Source organism: Telmatobacter bradus, from assembly GCF_048629425.1.
GTDB lineage: Bacteria > Acidobacteriota > Terriglobia > Terriglobales > Acidobacteriaceae > Telmatobacter > Telmatobacter bradus.
Genome location: NZ_CP184532.1, coordinates 459,784 through 480,732 on the forward strand (window position 1 = coordinate 459,784; position 20,949 = coordinate 480,732).

Below are 20,949 nucleotides of genomic sequence, written 5' to 3' on the forward strand. Positions count from 1 at the left end.
CAGCCAGCGGCCAAACCGAGATATTGCCACAAAGGCCGCAGCAGCCTCCGACAGAATTCGAGACGCAGGCGCAACTCTCGCAGTAAACGGCCTCGTTGACTGGGATGCTTATGAGGTTGCGCTTCGGACGCAGGATGCTGATCTCTGCCATGATGCACCTCTCTGTGAGAACTGATTTTCTACGCCACTTGCCGGTCGGAGATGGCTTCGAGATCCGCAACCAGTTGCTTCAATGTGGAAAGACTGGGCAAGTGCCTGGTAGAAGCGATGTTCAGATTGCGCAGGATCGCGGTGAACTGCGCATCGCCCGCCAACTCTGCCAGCGCATGAAGCCGCTCATAGCCGCGCGCCGTGGCCTGCATCCACTCCACAACATTCTTCTGACGCTCTGCATTCGGGATCGTTCGTGCATCGCGACTGTGGCCGGCCCGCCGCAATATCTCTGCGTAGATGTGCTCACCCAGCGTGTTGCGGAAGCCTTCGATCTCGGCCGTCAGCTTGTGATCGACAGGACCACGCGCATCGACGGCTTGGCCGTTTGCCGGAGCCATTGTCACTCCCGGCGGCAGCGCCCATGCCGGCAATACCGGGATCGCAACCGGTTCTCCGCGTTGATCCAAATGCACCCAGGTCTCCTCGAAGCGGTAGAGATACCGCCCAAGGCCAAAGCAACTGCAAGCGCGCTTGAAGGCCTGCGCGTCTGCTGCAGTCACGGCGTTTTCCTTGTCCGCCCACTCTTCTCCGGTGCCGGTGTGGCTGCCCAGCCGAGTGATTGTGACGGCGGTGGCAACTAGCACTTTGCTGGTGACAATCACTTTGCCCTTGTCCACGCGAGTCAGCGACGGCACCGTGGAGATGGTGTACTCGCGCGTCCATCCCGCCGGCGTGAAGAGTTGGTTGAGCCGGTCGGTGTACGCTCGCGGATCGGCGAAGGGAAGGATCGCGCCAGACCGTCGATCATCCGATGTGCGCATCACACGCCATTTGATTTGAGCCGGATCGAATGGCTCTTCGAGCTGAGCGAAGAGTTTCTCCCGCTCCACTCCTGCGAATTTTGCTGCTGTTGCCATAGTTCAACTCCTTCCGTGCAAATCCTCCAGTGGGCTTTCTGTTGAACCCAGACGCACCGAGAGCGCCCTGTAAGGCGCTCTCTGTGAATGTGTGAATACAGCGCAACCCAGCTTTAGTAGGGCACTTCTGATGCCTCAATCTCGTGTTCGGCGCTGAACTCCTGCGGTACGAAGCCGTTTCCACTAGCATCGTGCTCCGTTCCGTTCGAGCCATTTGCGGCCGGCGCATGCGACAGGAGGCTGACCTCATGCACGACGACTTCGGTGCGAAACTTCCTCTGTCCTGACTCCCGATCCTCCCAGGAACGGGTGCGTAGTTCGCCCTCTACGAAGATTTGTGCGCCCTTCCTTACATAGTCGCGCAGGATCTCGCCGATCCGTTGAAAGCCAACCAGGTTGTGCCATTCAGTGCGCTCTTGCCACTCGCCTCGGCTATCCTTGTAACCGTCGCTGGTCGCCAGCGTTAGATTGACCAGGGTTCCACTCCGCAGGATGTGGACCTCCGGATCTTTCCCGGCACGGCCCAGTAAGATGACTTTGTTGACGCTCTTGCCCATGATCTTCTCCCTTCCATCAGATTTGTCTTGATCCGTACACGTACTCGATTGCCTGTTCCCGGTTGATCTCGATGTAGTCGCCATCGACGTACTGGAAAAACCGTCCGGTCGCTGCGTCTATATTCAGATACCGCCGTGTATCGCGGTGTTTGTAGAGAACGATCCCGCCGACACTGGCCATGAACATGAAGTCCTCGCAATGCTCCCGCGAGAGGGCACCTTCAAGCGGCTTCCAATCTGGCTCACCAACTTCGATTGCGCGACTCATGAGGCACCGCCAGTTGTGATCGGAGGCGGCACCGCGACGTGCGTATGCTTGCATCCCAAGCACGCAAGCGCGCCAGTGATCTTGCGAATTGCATCATCGAAGCGCTCAGGATGCCGCCGTATCTCGCCAGCCGCGGTATAGAAAACCGGAGCAATCGAGCCAAGCAGTCGCTTGTTCTCCGGACTCCATAGATCGACGGCAAGCGTTCCCTGATTGCCACGGAAGAGCAAGGTTGAAGTTATGACGGGACGGACTCGGCTCCCATTGTTCACGAGCGAGTGCTTCGAAATTGCCACTTCATAGGTGTGGCCGATGCGAAGCATTTCGATTCGGACCAACTCTGGCGCAATCACAATCGCGTGTCGCCCATTGCCGGACAACGAATCGATCGGTTGCAGCCACGGAAGCGGAGTTCCATCGGCGTCGAGATATGCACAGTAGCGGCCCATGTCCGCCACAGCGCCACCGGATTCAGTGGCGCGCAAAACGTATTGTTTGGCCAGATGTTGATGCTCGATCGAAACACTCGACTGGCAGTAGATGCCGCGCTGCTCCAAAGCTTTCAAGATCTGTCGCGGAATCGCCAGACCATACCGCGCAAACCGCGTGGCTTCTGGATCGCCGTTCGCCGCGGCAGAGACCGTTACCTGAGAAGTTGATTTCATCGGGTTTTCCTCCTCTACACTGCCTGCTGTCTGCGAATCGGTTGTCCAAGCGCCGCGCGAATCTCTTCCTTCGTGCAGCCGGCCCAGCATCTGTAGAAGCGCGGATTCTTGATCTGGATTGCCAAGTTGTCGCCGGTGCGGTCCCGCCCAATCTGCGCGCAGGAAGGGCATCTCGCCCACAGATTGCGGCTATCCTTGCGTGTGGCGCGCACGTGTTCGAGGATTCGGAACTCGTGTTGACCAGCGATAGAAGTTGTTGGAATGTACGGCGCGGAGACAACCGGCTTGTACGCTTCGGGCAGGCTCATTCCCTGGATGAAGGTCTTCAGTCCATCCTCGGTGAGTTTCTTCAGGCCGTTGAGGTAGACGAGTTGCGCCTCCGGGGTCACGTCGGCGTCATAGAACCAGTACCGCAGGTTCGTCTTTCGATGCACACCAAGTGGCGCGCGAATGGCATTGCCATACTCGCCGTCTTCGATCCGATCCTGTCGCGGGAAGACTTCAATGCCTTCTTTGAGACCGCCGCCTTTGACTGGAACCCCGAGTCGAAGCGCCAGATTGTAGATGTAGATTCGGCACTCAGCGGCCAACAGTGGCGTGTCGGCAAAGATCCAGAGATGACCACCACGCCGCGATTGCTCCAGCGCGGCTTCGACGCCATCCTGCTTCAGTTCCCACTGCAACTGAAAGAGTGATTGCACGGCGCCATCGAAGTCGGCGTCAATTGCGACCCACTTCGAGCGTTGGGTCTCCGGGTTGATCGCATACAAATTGATAGTGATGTCGCCGTTCAAGTGCATACGCACCACATCCACGTCGAGCGGCTTCGGCTGTTTCGTCTTCCAATCCCGCGCCAGATAATATGGGACGGAACCATTCGACAAGGGCTGGTTTGCCTGCATCCCATACGCGCGCCGGTTCACAAAGAGATGAATAAAGTTGTTTGCCGTCTCCCGGCTCACACAGAATTTCGTGAACATTGCTGGGCCTCCTTTCCTGAGGTAGTGTGGTTGTACCCCGACCTCAAAACTCGGTCAAATTGCGTAGAGGCTCTGTTGGTTCGTGTTTCGTGGCTTGAAATGACGGGAGAAGACGAGGGCCCGGATTGAGTTGGCGAGCCCTCGCGCAGTGCTGGTCACACTTGATGGGCGAAGCGCGGAAAGCTGTGCCGGAATTCGGCAGCGGGTCTCCGGTTGTCGGGAAAGCGAACGCGCTCCGTGCCGATGCCAGGAAAGGCTGCGGCTTCTGCGAGGGCGTAACGATTTGCGAGCGAGCGAATGCGGCTTGCGGATTGACGCATGGTGTTCCTCCAGTTTATGAATTTGGGTTGAGACAGGAAACTGCGATGGGTGTGGCGGGGAGCTTACGCGTGAGCCGGTTGCGTTTGGGCGAGCAACAGGCCGGGCTGCTCGACATAGCTGAACAGCTTGTATTCGGAAAAGACGCGGTCGAATCTCTCCGAAGTGAACCGGTCTTCGCAGCCTTCAAACGACAGCATGTACCAAACCTCGCGTTGACGGTCGAAGACATAGACTGCGCCCGACTCTGGATTTTCGGGAGCCATTTGCAGAAGCAGAACGCCCTTCGGCGTCTGAATCCAGCGGGTGGCAATCGCTTCGCCGAGCTTCAGAAATGCGGAGACTGTCTGTTGAATGGTGCCGGTGACGGAATTGCGCCAGTCGAACATCTGGTATGCGAACATCTTTCCAAGACTGCGTTCCATCGTGATCTCTCCTTCCTGTGTGGATTTGTGGATGGCTTGACCGTGGGCTACGGACGGTCCCTGAAGGTCAGGAACCACATGCGCGCAAGCGACGCGATCAATCCGAGAATCAAAATCACGAAGGCAGCACGCAGGATCGGCGCATTGAAAAGGGCTGAGAATACGGACGGGGCAAACGTCAGGATGACGTCGGCGTCTGCACTCGTGAGCAGAAGCGAGATGGCAAACCTGAGAATGAACTGCTTGGAAAAGGTTGGGACAATTGCGACGCGCGCCGCGGTGATCGGACCAATGTCCGGCATGAGTTCCTCCTTGTGAAGTGAAAGTTATTCTGTTGGGTGGGGTGGAAGACGGCAGCGGTTGAGCAACCGAGGTGCGACAAGAACTGTCCGATCTAGCGCAATTGTGCGATCCTTCGCGCGAGATTCTGCTGTCAGCGGTGACGGCAAGTGAGCAATCAGAGTCAGCAATCAGAGTTCATTGCTGTCACTGCTGCCAACTGAAATGCCACACAGAAACAAACAGCCTGGGCTGTCGATGCAGCACAAAAGCAGCCAATGGAAGTCAACGTCAGCTTCCAACCACGCAGTGACAGACCTGGCATCCGGTCCATCAAGTAGACGGAAGTCAACTCCAACCCATGCCTGACGTGCGCAATCCAGCGCCTCTTGATTGCCGGTCATCTATGCGATAGATCGCAAATCGCACGTCCAGACCTGCTCACCCAGCAGGTTTCCCGTCAACTCCCCATCTATCCAATCATCATCCACACCCAAATCACCACCATCCATCCGACAAACAAAGGGGTAGTCAGTTTCCAACTCCAATTTTCAGAGCAACTTCACAACCTGAAATCTGCACAACAGGAAGGGGCTAGAAGTCTATAGGGAGGCAATGAGAATTCATCCTGCAACCAACCGGAATGCAATCAGAGGTACTGCTTGGTTAAGAATTAGTCGAGGGCGCTACAGATTGCATCAGCTCCTGCTAAAGAGCAATAAAGCTGCGGAACTCGACCACGTCGGCCCCTGCTCCCACCACCAGTGTTCTTGTATTCAGCGTGTCGCGGCGAAACTGATCGCTGAGTGCAATGCCGATTCGTTTGGCAACTCCGCGCAATTCCACTGCAAGCAGGTAGAGAACATCGTGGTCGGAGGTCAGATAGAGAATGGTATCGACTGTCTTGTCACGGCTCAGAACTTCGCGGATTTCCTCGTACCGCGCAGATCCCTTCGCAGTCCTCTCGTACTCGATGGCGAACTTTCTGGATTCTCCTTCGACGTTGATTTCAACCACCGCGTCATAGTCTTTTGCGTACGAGTGCGCCGTTACCAGGTTTCGCGATCGGACTTCCAGGTCCGATTGCCAGGAGCGAAGTATCCCATGCTGCGCCAAGGCCAAACGGATATGGACCAACTCGACAGCATGAAAGAGTTGCGTTCGATGGATGACGCGCTCGACGGTAGAAGGCAAAGCGACCAGCGAATGACCGCGAGATTCAAGAAGCGTCAGACCAAGAGTGGTAATGGCATACACCGGTTGCCCGTAAAGACGCTCCAGTTCAAAGCGCTCGATCAGCTTCGCCTTCGCCAGTCTTGAGACGCGCCAGTGCACCGAGCGCCGCACACTTTCAAGATTGTCATGCGCCAGAAGGCCGCATAGTTGATCAAAGGTGACCGCCCGAGCATTGCGAATATGCAGCAGGGCGGGAATATCCCGCTCATCCGAGATGGCAATATATCCCTTGTAATACCTCATGACTGTCCTTCCTTGCGTGCAACGTCAAGCACCAGACTCCGGCACTTCTCCCCGACAATCCATCGCCCAAGGCCCGTATCGATCCAGTCCTTGGATGTCATCAGCACCATTGCTTCGTAGCGTTGCCCGCGCAGGCTGACTGAGATTGGCTGGACTCCATCGGATATCCATGCCCGAGATGCAAACGAAATCGGCCCGTTCATTCGCTCATTGATTGTGACCAGGAAGCAATCGGGAGCGGCATCTCCAGCCGAAGCGTAAAACAAAAGATGCGTCCGTCCGTGCAGAACGTTCGGCCCGGAGCAGTGAAATGACTTGCCAATGGAGCGCAGTGGAAACTCCGGGTTGAATCCGCTGGTGCGATTGAAGCGAATCTGTCCGGGAAACACCCAGCAGAAACGCAACCGCCGACCTTGCTTGAGGCCAGCGGAATTGAACCAGGCTGCGCGGCGACGAAAGCACATTGGATCGCTCAAGTCGTGGGAGCACGCAGCCCACCAGTTTGTTCCGAAGCTGATTACGCGGACGCGCATGACGCAATCACCTCCAAGAGACCCTGCACGACTGCACGTGCCTGCAGATTGCGTTCTGGTCCACGCAGGCGATGCAGGAATGAGATTCGCTCAAAGTAGAGCGGCGGCAGAGCGAGGTTTCTATAACGGAAGAGAGCCAGCAGTTTGCCCAAGTCTCCCATCAGCAGCGTGAATTCTATCTCGCCTTCGGCGCCGTTTTTGCATTCGTTCGCAACATAGTCTTCCCAGCATGATGGCTCAGGCTGATGCTGGATATACTTTGAGTAGTGACTCCAAAGTGCAAAGCCGGGGTTTTTCCGCGCAAGATTGTCGAGCAGATTGCCGATCAGTTCCCGTGGATTGTCTGACTTACCAGCAGCGCTGGATGCGGCAGGCGTTACGAGAAACTGTGTCATGGCGGCGAGAATTCGGTCATTGAGTGTAACGAGCGACTCGGTTCTTGCTGGATCACTGAGTCCATCAATGCGCGTCAACTCTGCCCGAAACTCCTCTGGAAATCGCTCTCCACGCACCTCGTAGAAACGAAGAAAGAGCGCCGTCCGCCCGGACGCCAGCGTGAAGTCCACATCTTCAGTCGGCACCGTAGCGCGTACATACGCACGCCACTCCTTCGGATCGGAAAAGTCAGTCGGCATCTTCAATGAATGTTTTTCAGTCATAGTTCACCTATCAAGCGTCCTTCAAAGCCTGGTTGCGCCTCCGCTCTTGATCCAACAGAGACGTAGTCTGATTGAGGCGTTCCTTGAGATTCTGTTCCGTGTTCCGCATTGCCTCGACCCGGTGTTCGAGAAGTAGATTGTCTTGTTGCAAACGAACCACCTCGTTTCCGGTTGCCGCAGCTTGTTTTGCGTCAGTGGGAACAGGCTCAAATGACGTTCGAGGAGCGGAGCGATTCTCTGGGCGGGGAGTATCTGTGATCTCACCGGCAGTGCGAATCAGGTTCGCAGCGGACGGGAGTTCGCGATCTACTTCCGGTGCGTTGGTCGTCAACTCTCGCTCGACTACAGCATTGTGCTCATCAACAAGGTTGTTGAACTGCTCAGCTCGCCGCTCGATCTCAGTCCTGTCGCTTACCCGTCCATTCCAGAGTTGCGCTATCAAGGTTGCCGCAATGATCTCCTTCTTGTCAGCGGCGCGCAGGTGGAAGAAGAAGACAGTGGTCACGCCGGTCATCAGTATTAGCGCAACCACATTCGACCAGAAGTAAAGATCGTCGATGGTGTGAGCAACGGTCGTCCCACGCGCCGCATCCAGGGATGCGCCGTAATCTGCGTCGTTGGGGTTAACCTTGCCTAGCGCATAGTCGGCGAATCCCTGCGCCTTGTGCGACTTTTGCGGTTGAGCATTGGGTGTAGAGGCGCGATCCTGTCCATAGATAAAGGCAGAACCGAAGACCAGAACGGTGTACACCAGCAGAGTGCCGAATCTCTTCATGGCCTTACTTCTGACAATGGATCACTCATGGTGACAATGGGACGTCTTCTGGCGCGACGCTCTTTCTCTTCCTGAAAACGCAGGTTGGCGCCGATCTTTGGATCGAGATAGCTGCGCATCTTTGGGTACAGAGTCGAGATGAATCCCTCCAACTGATAGACCGGATGCTTGCGCACGTGAAGATGCGAGTGCCGAGTTCCTTCGCGGGGATCGACCATCAGAATCTCCATCTGGCCGACGGGCAAGTTCTTGATGTGGTCTTCCCGTGCGCGGGTCTCGCGGAAATCGCTCTCGCTTCCGGTGCCGGTTTCGAGGTACTTCGTCGTGAAGATGCCCGTTCTGCGAACGGCCAGGCTGCGGCGTTTCCGCACCACTCGCGACGATGCCTTGAGAAACCACTGCGCCGTATTCTCTTCGGAGCCATTCATGATCATCTTGGTACCGGGAGCAGACGACACCTCATCGGCGAATGCCTGACTCACGCGCTGGAGTTGCGGGATGCTCTGGAAGGAGAAGAGAAACGTGACGCGCGCGCCACGGGCCGTCTGCAATACCTGTGTGAATCCGGGATATGCGAACGGTGCAAACTCGTCGAGGATCACGCTCAACAGAGGCTCATTCCCGTCGCGGTCAGAGCGTGGCCGTGCGTAGCGCTTGCCAACCATGAGCTGAATGTTCTGGAGAAGTATCTTGCCCAGCGCCTCGCAGGCGCGTTTGTTCTTGTTGGTGTTGAGCGAGACGAACAGGATTAGCCCCTTCTCGACGACTTCATCGACCGTCAGCAGATCCTGGTAGGAGCCGGTCACAATCGACAGTTCATCTTCGAGAAAGGCCAGAAGCTCGTTGAGGAGCCCCTGAATCTTCTCGACGCGATCCCGGTCTGCCAGCGAACGCTTGATCATGCGGACCGACATCTCGAAGTTAAGCCGCATCTGCATGGTGACTTCAGGCAACGTCACGATGCGCGCCTTTGCGCGGGAGATCTGTTCGGCCAGCACCTTTTCATCGAGCGCCATCACCAGAACGTCGTAAACGTTGAAGACCTTTCCGGCGTAGTAAAGAATACGGACAAGATCAGAAAGGTATGCCTCCTGGTGGCCTTTGAAGAAGTCTTCCTTCAGCCCGAAGGACTGGAAGATGAAGTTGACATGCTCCTGATAGAGCGCATCGCCGGAGTAAAACGGGTTGTATCGTGCGGACTCACGAGGATTCGATGGGTCGATCACGCGCAAATCCTGCAACCGTCCGGCGGCCTCAATGTGTGGCAGCAGCCTCTCCAGGAACTCCTGATCGCCCTTGCCGTCGAAGATAATCATCGGCATGGACCTGTCGCCGAATCGCCGCTTAAGATCCTGAGCGATGATGTTTTCAAGAAATGTTGTCTTGCCCGCGCCGGTCCCTCCAGCAATGACGCCATGCTTGATGCGCACGGAATCCGGCCAGAGCCACGGTTCTTTATGGACGTTGTAGCCGAGGACTGTGGCCTCGTTGCGAATCGCAGCCTCGACGATGGCTGCGTCTTTCGCGCCGGGAATCGTTACGGCGGGGTGCGGCCACATCTCTTCGCGTTTATCGCGGCGGCCAATGAAGTGCGACAGCAGCAAAGCAATTCCAAAGATGCCGATCACGAGATCAAGGAATATCTCAAGGCACTGGTCGCTTCTCAGGTGGAGGCGCGAAACAGCGATGTACCAGAAGACACCGAGCACGGCACATCCCCCAAGAACAAGAAACCCCGCAAGATCTGCGGGGCCTGATTGATCCCGGCGCGGCGGGTCATAAGGTTGACTCATCGATGGCCTCCAATACTGAAGTAGACAAAGACGCCGGCGAATACCAGCAACAAAGCGCAGCCCAGTACAAGCAACGTGCTGGGCTGCCACTTTCCGTTCTCGTCGACGGGCTTGAGATCGTCGGCGAGCGCACGAGCGAATGCCGTCTGGAGATTGATTTCCGAATCCTTGCGGTAGAGCACGCGCATCGCCTGGCGCGTTTCTTCCGCCGTCACATTGCCACGAATGTCCAAACTCATAGCACCGCCTCGACCGCGATGGGGCCGCTTTGGCTGTTGCCAAAGTGCAACTGATAGAGCTGCGGTTGGCTTCCCTGGGAGACGTGAATGGTGACAACGCCGGTGGATGTTCCGCCCGGTGCAACATCGGTAGCCACGGGAGGATCGGCGATGACAACCGGAATACTCGGTCCAAGTGTTGTCTTGAAAGCGGCAAAGGTCTGTGGAGTAATCTGACGATTGCGCAGGCTCACGAGGGAAATAGGCTGCTGAGTTGGCTGCGGCTGATAAACGTCAGGCGATGTAATCCTGAATGGCGCCGTCGATTGATTGGCAATCGTGTAACGGATGTAGAGCGCATCCTTCGAGCGAAAGACCTGCTCCAATGTCACGTTCACGCCGCTCACTGCATCCTTGCTCTTCTCGCGCACGATGCTCTCGGTGCCCATCAATGCCTGCGTCAAGACGAGCGAAGCGATCTTCTGAATCTCCCGATCGCTTGGCTCTGACATTTCTGCTTCGTGATCCGGCCTGTGCTGCGCAGGCTCTGGCGCATTGCGGACGATGACATTCATCTTGGCCAGATCGCCGGCGGGGTCGATCTCGTAGGCGATCTGCCGCGATGCTGTCCAAATGAAGAGATTGGTGGATACGCCGTCTTTCAAGGGCTTCAAAAATACCTTGTCATCATGGCGCTCGATCTGAATCGAGTCAGGATCTGCGACCGCAACCGTGACAATGGGTTCGGCTAGATCAATCACTGTGAGGTGATTGAGGGCCGTCTCGATGTGCTGAACCTGGTTGAAGTTGGTGGATTGTGCCGCAGCATTGATGGCGGCAAGAGCGAGAACTGCTCCAAGAAACGACTTCATAATCTCCTCCGACTCGCCGCAACAAGGGCGACAGAAGCAACTGCGAAATGAGGCCAAGCACGAATGCTTGAGCCTCATCTCAGCAGGTTAGGAGCGTTCTTTACTGAGGAACGCCCGTGTTTTCGAAGATCAGTGTCCGCTTTCCTTTGTACTGGAAGAGGAAAATCCACTTCTCTCCATCTGGCCCATCCGGGTTCTCGATCCTCTCAACGAGAAATGCTCGTTGCTGATCGTCGAACCGGACGTAGCCGTTGACCATCTTTGGCAAGCGAACCGGAGCATTCTTGCCTCCAGTCTGCTCGGCAAAGACATCGACGACCTCCTGAGGAAAGGTCTGGAAGAGCACGGCCCCCGATCCGCGTCCGTTCGAGACGATCGTGTTCATCGCCTGCGCCCATGCACGCCGGTTGTCCTGCTTTCCCTGCGCCCAGTAGTGCATGAACAGATGCAGGCCACTGAATTGCTCCTTGGCATCCTGTTCAAACTCCCAGAGCGCAGCCTGCGCTTTATTCCGCGCAAGCACAGCCGATCTCCGTTGGTCTTTGTCATCGCCGGTGCGCACAGCTTCCCACAGTGCCTGCGAGTTGCCGTACTCCAGCTTCAGTTGCTCCTCGCGCTCGGTGATCTGAGCCGCAACATCGCCGTAGATCGCATTGACAAGTTGGCACTCCTCGAACATCTCCTTGGTCACTGTGTGGCCAGAGAAGATTCCGCGGAAATCTTCGACCGCCATGCGTTCGTTCAGGATGTCGCCCAGTTCCTTGCGAAGGACGTTGTAAAGACGGCCGACTTTGTCGGTATCGGCGACGTCCAGATGAAGAGGCAAATCCGAAACTCTGCGCTCACGCTTGTATCTGAGCCAGGGCGCCGGACTGACTTCCTTCCGAATATCGCTGATGACCGACTCGTCGATCTCGACCCGATGCTTCAGCGAGTCGAGCGCGTTTTGCAACTGCTCGACAAGCTTGTAAGCAAGATCAGGTCGTCCGGCTGCAAGGCATGAGGTCTTCAGATCGGTGATTGAACCGATCCGGTTTCCTCTGGCCTTCATTGCAACAAGATAAACATTCCACCAGGGAGACTTCGCCTTTTTGTGCTTGGTCTTTTCCTGATGGAATCTCTCTCCATGCGCGATCCTTCCAGCAACGAACTTTGGAAATTGGTCGGATGGCATCGCGCAAATGGTATCGAAGTCGAAGTCGCCGCCATTCCGCTTCGCCGTCTCCGAATGAAGGATGTACGTTCCCTCCATGCGAAGTTGGCGTTTCAGAATGTAGGCAATCAACGGCTCAGGTAGATTCGTCCTGCCCAATGCGCGTGCAAGCATCGGGACAAGTTCCGAATCTGTGATATGACGGACGGGCAGCAAGTCCTCCTGCATTCGTATTGGATAGCGGATGCAAAGACTCTGCTCGGCCGTGACGCTTGTGATGGCGGTGTCTTCCGGTATCCAGTCCGAGGCAGAAAGTATCTTGCCCTCGTGTTCGATCAGGATGCCGTCATCTGCCAACGCAAATGCCGACAACTTGAAGCCGCCACTCGTCAATGTGCGGAAAGCCCAGCGAGCAAGTTTGCGGTTGATCTGGTTCGACACGTAGGGAAACCGGATACTGTTTCCACTTTTGTCGGCCAGGAGAACTGCTTCCGCTGGTTCCCACTCTTCGGAAGGCAAAATACTTCCGCCTTCCAGAGCCTCAGGATCGAAGCTCATGTCGAATGTGGCGTCCTCTTCCGACTTGCCCAGAACGCGAAGCAAGCCCTCATAGTCGCCATCGTCCCAGGCCTTTCTCACCTTGCGAACTTCCTCGATTGCGCGAGGCATGATCTCAAGTTGAAGAGCCTCATCCGAAGCGTGTTCGACCAGTGTGTAACTCGATCCGTATTCAGTAACGCGGGACCATTGTTTGATCCCGAGCACCGCTGGACCAATGTACAGACGACCGGAAGTCCCTATCTGGGGAAGAAAACGGCTTCCTCCCTTGAGATTGGGTTTGCAGGCGCTTTCGGGCAAAATGCAATCGACCGCAAGCCTGTCGGCTACACGATCGCTCATTGCCTTCAAAGCACCTTTTGCCTGCTTCGGTTCGCGCGCATCGAATGCCAATCGAAATTGGCAAAATCGATCCGGCGATAGATGGAGTTTGCGATAGAGCGACTCCCGAATCCATCCGCGGCAATCGTTGGTGCCAAGGACGTGATCCTCGACAACAACGATGCGGAAGTCCGGTTGCTCTGTCACCAGCTTGCAATCGGAGATCAGGATCGAAAAGTACACGATCGCTGCCTCCGGCCAATGCTGAAAACGCTCAGCAATGGGCTTTGCATGCGGCTGATCGACGAAGTAGAACTTACCATCCTTCGCCGAACTGCTTGCACCAACCAGCTTGTACTCCACTCCACCAAATGAGAGTTGTGCCATGCGGTTTTCCACCACCGATTGCTCGTATGGTGTCAACTCCGCTGGCACACTCACGCGCGCTACTCGGATGCCAGGATAGAGTTGCGCAAGGAGCTTTCCCTCGAGCGTATCTTTCCGGCCCAGTTTGCTGGCCTTGCGGGTCACTTCTCCAGTCACATCGATCTTCAGCTCAAGAATGAGCTTCGATTCGCCTGTCGTGTTGTGTGGCCTTGTCGCTGTCATGTTTTCTCCTCACTTGTCTGGCGCGCCAGTTGAGTGCCAATCGAGTGACTGAGAGGTTGAACTAACCCTGTCTGTCATTCCCCGTCGCCTGGTTGCCCGTGTCAGTGGTGAATGTTGACCGAACCCAAGTTTCTGGAATGAAAACCGGGTCAGCATGGAATTCCTCATCGCAGATGCGTTGAGGGTTCAAGAGAGGTTGACAGTGACCTTGAATGAAGGTGTATCTCCTCTTTGAAACTCGTTGCTGACCTCTGATGCCCGCTACTTTTCGAGCGGGCGTTTTACCAAAATCGGATTGCCTCCCTGCACCTCTGCTTCCGCGCGGAAGGCTGTGACGACATAGATCACGCCGCCCTTCGACCGAAAGGCTTTGATCAATGCGTCGCTTTCGCTCTGTGCCTCTTCGCCAAGTTCCGGCTTTGCCGGCGTCGATCCATCCTTGGCCAGGAAGTATCTAGCAACTTCTTCGGACGCACGCGGCTTGCGTGGGCGCTTCGGTGTTGCAGTGCTTGCCAACTGCGGCCTGTCGCTTTGCGGGTGGTCCGGCGTCAACTTTGCAACTGCTGTCTCCATCTCGTTCCTCCGTTACTCCTGTCCTACAACACGGTCTGGCGCGGCCAGAATGCGGTCACGGCGTTCGCCATCAATCGGCCGCTCACTGTACTCGGCAATCCAAAGTCCGTCTGGGTTCACGTCAGTCCTGCGGTCGGCGATCAGGCGAATCCGATACTCATTGACGAAGTGGTCCGTAACCTCCGAGCCGTTCGAAACGTGATGTACGTCCTTGACCCCATACACGAGGTAGGTCAGTGGCTCTCCGGGTTCGGTGTCGATCTCACGCAGATGAAAGACGGACTGGATCTGGTCGTCCTCGACCTTGCCTCTGGTGTTGTCGTCCCCCATCGCCTTCATGGTGTAGCTGCGCAGGTTGCGTGTCATCATGTTGAGGCTTGCGGCCCAACGTTCATCGACATTGGAAGGCGTGTAGTTGAGATAGCTATCAAGAAACCGCTTGACGAATGCTTGGTCGAGAAAAGCATCAGTCCCAGTCGTCGCGGACGCAGCGCCGCTCTTTGTTGGTTGGCCGACAACCACCGCCTCGCCATTCGCACCGATGCGTATCACCGTGGGAGGTTGTAGGCGAACGAAGACCGCAAGCCCTAGTGCAACCAGAGCCACTGGAATCGTCAGGAACGTCAACAGCCACGCCCGGTTTGCGTTTGCCGTCAGCGCTCCATCCACCTCGTAATACTTGGGGCGTACATTGAGTTCACTCTCTTGCGTAACGGTCTTTGCGTTTGCCATCGTTGCTCTCCTCTCGAAGACTCACTCAGTCACTTGCTTTTCCAGCGTTGTCGATTGCATTTCTTCCGGTTACAATGGCCTTCGTAGCCACTCTCGCCGCATGATAGGCGCCCCATGTCGCGATCCCATCCCGGCGTGGATGTGGAGCGTACGAACTCCAGGCCCATGGATTTCCACGATTCACACTCGCGAATGTTGGGGCAGCCGAACCCGACTTGGAGCCGGAACCGGAACCGCGAGCAGGAACAGAACTCTGCTGTTCGCCCGCGCTGTCCTTTCCCGCGCTGACGAGTTCATCTTCCCCGGCAGCACTCTGTATGGAACTGCGGATATGATCCGCATGACCCGCAGCGGTAGGTGAACCACCATTCATCTGCACAGTGCCATCTGCAACTGCAGATGTGTTACTTCCTTTCGTGTCTGCCGCAGGTTGGTTGCCTGCCGTCGAAGAAGAATCTCCCGTATTGATTCCTCTTTGGCCAGGTGTCGGCTGATTGCCAGTGCCTGTCCCTCCCGTATGCTTTGCGTTCGCACCGGCCGCTGCGGCGCTATTTGTCGCATTGCCGGAGGCGCCCGTTGAACTCCCAGCACCGGCTGCTGCCGCGCCAACCGCGGCGCCCTCGATTGCCGCCGTGCCAGCGGTAATGGCCGTAACGGCTGCGCCAATCAGCGCGCCAGCTGTTGAGCCAACATCGCCCGATACAATTCGCTTCGCCATGAATGGAATCACAGCAATGGCCAGCGAGAAGATAATGCTCGCGAAACCGATCAGGACCGATCCTTCCAGGCTGCCAAGGCCGCCCAAAAAACTGTTCTGGCTGAGCATCTGGCCAACCTGGCCCATCTGTATCGCACTTAGCAGAGCGCCGAAGCCGCCATAGAGAATCGGCCATGCATTCCAGATGAAGACGTTCTCGACATAAGCCTTGGCGATGCGGTTGGTCGCTCCCAGCGGCATCAGCGAGATCACCAGCGGTCCGAAGATGTACAAGATGCTCCCGTAGAGGATGTAGAAGAATCCGAAGATCACGATCACCAGCGGATAGAGAAGATAAGCAACCAGAATGAGAACGGCGTCGATCAACCCAGCAGCAGAGCCAGTTACCAAACCCCACAGATTCTGAAAGCCAATCTGGCTGAACTGCGTCTGGATGTCGGTCCTCCAGTTATCCAGCAGGTTGAGGCCCCCTGAAGCATTGCTTATCCAGTTGCCTGCGTTCACAAAGCCTTGGTTGACCGTCGTAAAAACAGCGTGGTAGTTCATCACCACCACCGCCGTTGCAACATACTTGATGAGGTTTGCTCCCAGTCCACGCACATCGCCGCCGTGGAGCGCGGACTGGTAGACCTGCCAGAGAAATCCGACCACAAGAATGATGTAGCCCACGTTCTGCATCCCTGACGTGATGCTGGTAGAGTCGATCCCTGAGACAGCTTGGGTCAGGAATTGCTCAAAGAGATTCAGTTGCGAAGAATAGATCAACGCAAGCGAGGTCACGCCGGGATGGAGGACTGAAAGCATCATCGAAATCACCTGTTCGTCAGAACGCCATTGATGAGGCTATTGCTGTTTGTCGAGTCTGTTGCCGCGAGCTTCGACAACTTGCTCTGGTTCGCAATGTCGATGCCGCGCGTGCGCATCAACTCAGCCAGAGCCGACTGTGTGTACGCATTTGCCCGAACCACCCAGACATCCGCCTCCGCTTCCAGAATCGGAGCGCTCCCCGGAGCAGCCGCGGAGATCTGCTGGCCCATCTTGTCCGCCTCAGCCAGTTCCGCATCGGCCAGGGCGTCGATCTGAATGGCGCGCTTCATCGCGTCCTGCGCCTGCGCGTCTGTCATGTCGGTCATGTTGCGAATCTGCAACGAGGCGGCATTCTGCGCCATCACCACGCCATAAACGTTCTGAAACTGGGGCGAAACCGTAGAGAGATTCCCTGGATTGCGAGAGAGCAGAATCGATTCCAGGTTCTGAGACTGTGGTAGCGTTGCGCTCGATACATTGCCCTTGAAAAGATTGCCCACCTGGCTGAACTGGCTTTCAAACTGCGTGACGAAGTTCCGGGCCTGATTGATTGCGGCGATTGGGTAAATGACTTCCTGCTCATACTTGGCCACAGTCTGTTGTGTTTGATTGATCATCTTGAGCGGCGCTGCCACATAGGTGCTCATCAGCGACTCCACCTTCGACAACGCCGCCATGATGGCTGCAATGTCGATCCCGAACTGTCCGTTGGCACGGCCAGGAAGAAGCATCAGCGCAACCACTGCCAAAGCGGCCGCCTTCCAACCCGTTGGCCGCCACCATGGATGATCCTTGGGTTGATCGGCCTCAATAGCCGGCGCCAGCCGCAATGTTTCTGCGGCGATTGGCTCTCTGCGGCGCCAGAAAAACGGCTTCCGCAACTTGTTAGTTTTGTTGTTCATGTCTGCCATCGAATTTTCTCCTTACCGGCTCAACGTGCCGTTGATAAGACTGTTGATTGCGCCAGCCGCCGTCGATTTCCGCTTCACCAGCACATTGTCATGAGCGATGCGGCCTGCCTCCTGACGGAGTTCCGCAGCGAGCATCTTCTGCATGAATGCCTGGCAACGAAGGTTGGCGACCTGCGCCTGAGCGGTGATGAACGGTGCGGAACCTGGAGTGCTCAACGCAACCTGGTTTTCCATCTGGTTCGTGGTCGCAAGAATGACGTCCTGGCCCTGGTCAGCAATGAGTGTCGTCTTCAAACTCTGCTGGCCCAAGGCGTCATCGATGTCCATCATCACCCTGTCCTGCGGAGAGGCTGTGTTCACCGCCGGCACAGTCCCGTAGTTTGCTGCGAAGCTCGCCTGAAGCGCGGGAATCTGTGCCGACTGCCGGCTGTGCAGAATCGCCTCCAGTTGCTCCGGGCTTGCCAGCGTCGCACTGGGCGATTTCAGCGTGAAGACCTGCGTCATGAAACCGCGATAGCCGTTGATCGAGTTCGATACGAAGCCCCGTGCCTGGTTTACGAGCGCCAGAGGCCACACGATTTGCTGGTGCAACTGCTGCATCTCCTGCGTCAATGCGTTGATCTGGCTGAGCGCAGCTCCCATATCGTTCTGAATGGTGCCGAAGAGTTCACCGAAGATGTCGAAGATGCCAGCTTGAGCACGCGAGGGGAGCACCAGTGCTATCACAAGCGCCAGCATTGCTGTAACCGGCCACTTCCAGCGTCTGCTCTTACGCGTAGATTCATGGTCCGACTGATAGGGCACACCGTTCAGCAAAGATTCATCTTTGATTTGGTTCTCTGTGATGTTCATTGCGTTGCTACCTCCTGAACTTCTTCTGAGAGCTCCTCTGCCAGCGGAGCCAACTCCGCCAATCCGCGCGGATACCGCTCGGCAAGCGCCTCATAGGCCGCAATCAGCGGCATGCCTGCGCGCCTGGCAAGCCACCACCTGCGATAGGTCCGCTCGCGTGCATAGGTCGTTGTGATCCAGTAATCAACCGGACTCGGCACAACGCGGATCGCGTGTGTTGACTCGGCCTTCTCGCCAATGGCGATCAGAAACTCCGCACTGTGGCCCTTCTTCGGGTGAGCAAACGTCTTGATCTGGTTGAGCGCCGTCTCATTCAGGTGAACATGCTCCCGGAGCGCACGCATGTCGCCCGGTTGCTTGCCGATGATCTTGGTTGTGGCATTCTTGACGATGCCCGCGCCATGCTCGTTGGGTTTGTCGGGAGTGCCGACGAAATCCTCCGGTGTTTGGCTGATTCCCCAGACGCTGGCATTGCGCTTGCGGGCAGTGCGAAAGAGTTGCACGACAACAGAGGCCAGGATCGGCGACTCCAGAAGCGCCCAGCACTCATCGAGCAGCACGATGCTGGGTTGCCCGCTCCAGCCCGAAGCCCGGTGCGTAGCCGTATGCGCAATCAATAGGCTCATCGCGCGCTCCAGTCGCGGATCGTCCTTCAGCTTCTCGACATTGAAGTAGAGCCACGGGTTATCGAGCTGAATCGTCGTTGGCCGGTCAAAGAGCTTGGCATACGGTCCTTCATCCACCCAGGCGCGCAACTTGGTCGAGGCCATCTGCGCCATCGCATTGATCTTCTGGTTGCGGTCCCGGTCCTGCCAGTGCGCCAACTCCGCAGCCAGGTCACCAAACAGCGGTATTGGATTTGAGCTTTTGGCGCTGCACCGCTTGTAGGTGGCCGCAATCGCTTCGAGCAGCACACTATCCAACAAATCAATATCAAGGTCGGGCGGCGTGTTCTCGCCCAGCATGTGCCGGGTCAAGTTCTTCAAGAACGAAAGCTGATCGTTCGATGGCTTGTCCTCGCTTTTAGGCAGGTCCCAGGGATTGATCGTCTGGTCGCTATCGAGCGACATCTGAATCATCTCGCCGCCCATCAATTCAACCAGCGGCTGATAGGAATCCCCGCGCTCCAGAATAGAGATCAATGCATTCGAGCGCGCGGCCATCAAGAGCATCTGCTGAGCGGCCAGCGTCTTTCCGCCGCCGCTCTTGGCCATAAGCAGGCCATTCGCATCCGATAGATCAGGATCGAACATTGAATACGGAATCAGTTGCCGGTAAGGCGTCTCGAAGAGAATCAGCGGACTCTTGCGCGTACCCGTCCAGGGCATCTCGACGGGGACGAGGTCAGCGGCGTTCGGTGTGAGCATATCCTGCTCACGCTTGTCGCTTTCGCCCATTCCCGGCAGCGTCCCGATAAAGAGGCGGCGCTTGGCGATAGTCTCGATGACGGCCTTGGCGCCATTCATGTGGGTGAATGCGTTCAATACTTCCTGGGTACGATTGGCCAGATCACGCTCTGCCCGTTCGAGATCCCCGAATGTCACCGCCGGCTGAGAGGTGCGCACCACAACCGACAGGCTCAGCTTCGCGGTTTTCAGCGAACTCGATATGATGTCCCGTTGCACTTGCATCAACTGAGCCTGCGCCACCTCGGCCTCTGGGTTCGATTTGAAGTTCCCGTTGGCGTCCTTTTGCGCGGCAATCATCTTCTGCAGGCGCTTCTTGTATCCCTTGAGAACCTTCACCTGGTCGGGAACAAACACCTGCGCGCTGATGACTACAGGAAATCCCAGGGTCGAGAAGCGTTGCAGCACACCCGGAAAAGTCGCATCAGGCAACTCCTTGAGGCTCACCACTGAATAGAGGTATCCATCGACGTTCAGGTACGTTTCTGTCTCGTTCAGAATGCTGGCTTCGGTCACCTGCTCGCGCGCGGAGCGGTACTGAATCAGATCCTCGCCTGGATAGTAAGGGCGTCGATCGCGCCGCGTGGGGTGCTGTGCGTACTTCAGTTCCTCGAAGAGTTCCTGTGTCGAAAGCCGGCGCGGCGAAAGATTGGCCGTCTCCATCGAGCTTTCAATGCCGCGCAAGATTGATTCCAACTCGGCGAGATAGGTATCGTGCTCCTTGCGACTCCGCTGGATTGCTTTCTTCTGGCTGAGCGTAAAGCCACCAAGACGCCGGTTCTGCTGCGCTGAATGGTAGAGCTTGGCATGAATGCGCGGGTCCCAGATGAAGTACACATGGAGCCGGTTCTCGAAGTAGAAGCCGCTTTGCTCCTTGAGCTTCCAAATCTTGAGCCGATGTGCGTCGAGCGCCATGACCTCTGACTTCTGAGTGCGCTGCTGATTCACATAGTCATCGAACAGAAAGCCCAGATGCTCGGAGATCTCATAGCGGAACTGAATCCTCATGCTCACATCGGGCACTCCGCGGATCAGTGCCTCCAGCATCGACTTTGCCTGATTCCTGTCCTCATCCGTGGCGAAGTAAGAGAGTACGCCCTTCAATTCATAGCCAGCGACAAAAGCGCCGTTCGTGCGCACCATGACGTTCTCGTCCTGGGGCAGATCGCGCAGTGGCAACAGTTCGCACACGGCCGGGACCTTCATTTTCTTGTCGTGCTCCGCATAGGTCATTGGCATAGACGTTCTCCCTTCGCAGCATCGAGTGCCTTTTGCGCAACTGGCACAAGCGGTGTAATCGTGTCATGAAATCGCGCGGCAAAGAGCACACTCGCGAAGATCACGCGGGCAGCTTCGGCATCGGCATCAATTGCCATCGATCCGTCCTTGCGGGTTTGAAATGAGGTCCGCATAAAATC

At 56.5% G+C, this 20,949-nt stretch carries 23 protein-coding genes; all 23 read right to left on the reverse strand.

Annotated elements, in window-relative coordinates; translation table 11 throughout:
* Positions 1–179: 179 nt before the first annotated feature.
* The 23 genes from ACOBR2_RS01990 to ACOBR2_RS02100 all read right to left on the reverse strand — a co-directional run bounded on the left by ACOBR2_RS01990 (position 180) and on the right by ACOBR2_RS02100 (position 20,943).
* On the reverse strand, positions 180–1,070 hold the full coding sequence (locus tag ACOBR2_RS01990) for a Rad52/Rad22 family DNA repair protein (RefSeq protein ID WP_420238396.1): 891 nt from the start codon (positions 1,068–1,070) through the stop codon (positions 180–182).
* A gap of 113 nt (positions 1,071–1,183) precedes the next feature.
* Positions 1,184–1,627, reverse strand: coding sequence for a single-stranded DNA-binding protein (ssb, locus tag ACOBR2_RS01995; protein ID WP_420238397.1), 444 nt, complete (start codon positions 1,625–1,627; stop codon positions 1,184–1,186).
* 16 nt (positions 1,628–1,643) lie between these two features.
* Positions 1,644–1,895, reverse strand: a complete 252-nt coding sequence (locus ACOBR2_RS02000; protein WP_420238398.1) for a hypothetical protein — start codon at positions 1,893–1,895, stop codon at positions 1,644–1,646.
* Positions 1,892–2,560 (reverse strand): hypothetical protein, encoded by a 669-nt coding sequence (locus ACOBR2_RS02005; RefSeq protein ID WP_420238399.1) that lies wholly within the window; start codon positions 2,558–2,560, stop codon positions 1,892–1,894. Before ACOBR2_RS02005 ends, ACOBR2_RS02000 begins: the two co-directional genes overlap by 4 nt.
* Positions 2,561–2,574: 14 nt before the next feature.
* On the reverse strand, positions 2,575–3,540 hold the full coding sequence (locus ACOBR2_RS02010; RefSeq protein WP_420238400.1) for a TOTE conflict system archaeo-eukaryotic primase domain-containing protein: 966 nt from the start codon (positions 3,538–3,540) through the stop codon (positions 2,575–2,577).
* Between the two features lie 155 nt (positions 3,541–3,695).
* Positions 3,696–3,860, reverse strand: coding sequence for a hypothetical protein (locus ACOBR2_RS02015; RefSeq protein WP_420236834.1), 165 nt, complete (start codon positions 3,858–3,860; stop codon positions 3,696–3,698).
* A 63-nt stretch (positions 3,861–3,923) separates the two neighbouring features.
* Positions 3,924–4,283, reverse strand: a complete 360-nt coding sequence (locus tag ACOBR2_RS02020) for a hypothetical protein (RefSeq protein ID WP_420238401.1) — start codon at positions 4,281–4,283, stop codon at positions 3,924–3,926.
* Positions 4,284–4,330: 47 nt separating this feature from the next.
* A complete protein-coding gene (locus ACOBR2_RS02025) occupies positions 4,331–4,585 on the reverse strand; it encodes a hypothetical protein (RefSeq protein ID WP_420238402.1) in 255 nt (84 codons plus the stop codon).
* Between the two features lie 685 nt (positions 4,586–5,270).
* Entirely contained in the window at positions 5,271–6,041 is a 771-nt protein-coding gene (locus ACOBR2_RS02030) for a hypothetical protein (protein ID WP_420238403.1), read from the reverse strand.
* On the reverse strand, positions 6,038–6,574 hold the full coding sequence (locus ACOBR2_RS02035; protein ID WP_420238404.1) for a hypothetical protein: 537 nt from the start codon (positions 6,572–6,574) through the stop codon (positions 6,038–6,040). Before ACOBR2_RS02035 ends, ACOBR2_RS02030 begins: the two co-directional genes overlap by 4 nt.
* Positions 6,559–7,209 (reverse strand): hypothetical protein, encoded by a 651-nt coding sequence (locus tag ACOBR2_RS02040; protein WP_420238405.1) that lies wholly within the window; start codon positions 7,207–7,209, stop codon positions 6,559–6,561. The genes ACOBR2_RS02035 and ACOBR2_RS02040 overlap by 16 nt, the downstream gene beginning before the upstream one ends.
* A gap of 34 nt (positions 7,210–7,243) precedes the next feature.
* A complete protein-coding gene (locus ACOBR2_RS02045; protein WP_420238406.1) occupies positions 7,244–8,008 on the reverse strand; it encodes a hypothetical protein in 765 nt (254 codons plus the stop codon).
* The gene (locus ACOBR2_RS02050; protein ID WP_420238407.1) at positions 8,005–9,801 is read right to left on the reverse strand and encodes a type IV secretory system conjugative DNA transfer family protein; all 1,797 of its coding nucleotides are present in this window, start codon (positions 9,799–9,801) and stop codon (positions 8,005–8,007) included. Before ACOBR2_RS02050 ends, ACOBR2_RS02045 begins: the two co-directional genes overlap by 4 nt.
* Positions 9,798–10,040, reverse strand: a complete 243-nt coding sequence (locus ACOBR2_RS02055; protein ID WP_420238408.1) for a hypothetical protein — start codon at positions 10,038–10,040, stop codon at positions 9,798–9,800. Before ACOBR2_RS02055 ends, ACOBR2_RS02050 begins: the two co-directional genes overlap by 4 nt.
* Positions 10,037–10,891, reverse strand: a complete 855-nt coding sequence (locus tag ACOBR2_RS02060; protein ID WP_420238409.1) for a TrbG/VirB9 family P-type conjugative transfer protein — start codon at positions 10,889–10,891, stop codon at positions 10,037–10,039. Before ACOBR2_RS02060 ends, ACOBR2_RS02055 begins: the two co-directional genes overlap by 4 nt.
* A 100-nt stretch (positions 10,892–10,991) precedes the next feature.
* A complete protein-coding gene (locus tag ACOBR2_RS02065) occupies positions 10,992–13,532 on the reverse strand; it encodes a hypothetical protein (RefSeq protein WP_420238410.1) in 2,541 nt (846 codons plus the stop codon).
* Positions 13,533–13,793: 261 nt separating this feature from the next.
* A complete protein-coding gene (locus tag ACOBR2_RS02070) occupies positions 13,794–14,105 on the reverse strand; it encodes a hypothetical protein (protein WP_420238411.1) in 312 nt (103 codons plus the stop codon).
* Positions 14,106–14,117: 12 nt separating this feature from the next.
* The gene (locus ACOBR2_RS02075) at positions 14,118–14,837 is read right to left on the reverse strand and encodes a hypothetical protein (RefSeq protein WP_420238412.1); all 720 of its coding nucleotides are present in this window, start codon (positions 14,835–14,837) and stop codon (positions 14,118–14,120) included.
* Between the two features lie 25 nt (positions 14,838–14,862).
* Entirely contained in the window at positions 14,863–16,362 is a 1,500-nt protein-coding gene (locus ACOBR2_RS02080; protein WP_420238413.1) for a hypothetical protein, read from the reverse strand.
* Between the two features lie 5 nt (positions 16,363–16,367).
* Positions 16,368–17,273, reverse strand: coding sequence for a hypothetical protein (locus tag ACOBR2_RS02085; protein ID WP_420238414.1), 906 nt, complete (start codon positions 17,271–17,273; stop codon positions 16,368–16,370).
* A gap of 12 nt (positions 17,274–17,285) precedes the next feature.
* On the reverse strand, positions 17,286–18,125 hold the full coding sequence (locus ACOBR2_RS02090; RefSeq protein WP_420238415.1) for a hypothetical protein: 840 nt from the start codon (positions 18,123–18,125) through the stop codon (positions 17,286–17,288).
* Entirely contained in the window at positions 18,122–20,770 is a 2,649-nt protein-coding gene (locus tag ACOBR2_RS02095; RefSeq protein WP_420238416.1) for a VirB4 family type IV secretion system protein, read from the reverse strand. Before ACOBR2_RS02095 ends, ACOBR2_RS02090 begins: the two co-directional genes overlap by 4 nt.
* The gene (locus ACOBR2_RS02100) at positions 20,761–20,943 is read right to left on the reverse strand and encodes a hypothetical protein (RefSeq protein WP_420238417.1); all 183 of its coding nucleotides are present in this window, start codon (positions 20,941–20,943) and stop codon (positions 20,761–20,763) included. The genes ACOBR2_RS02095 and ACOBR2_RS02100 overlap by 10 nt, the downstream gene beginning before the upstream one ends.
* Between the last annotated feature and the right edge of the window lie 6 nt (positions 20,944–20,949).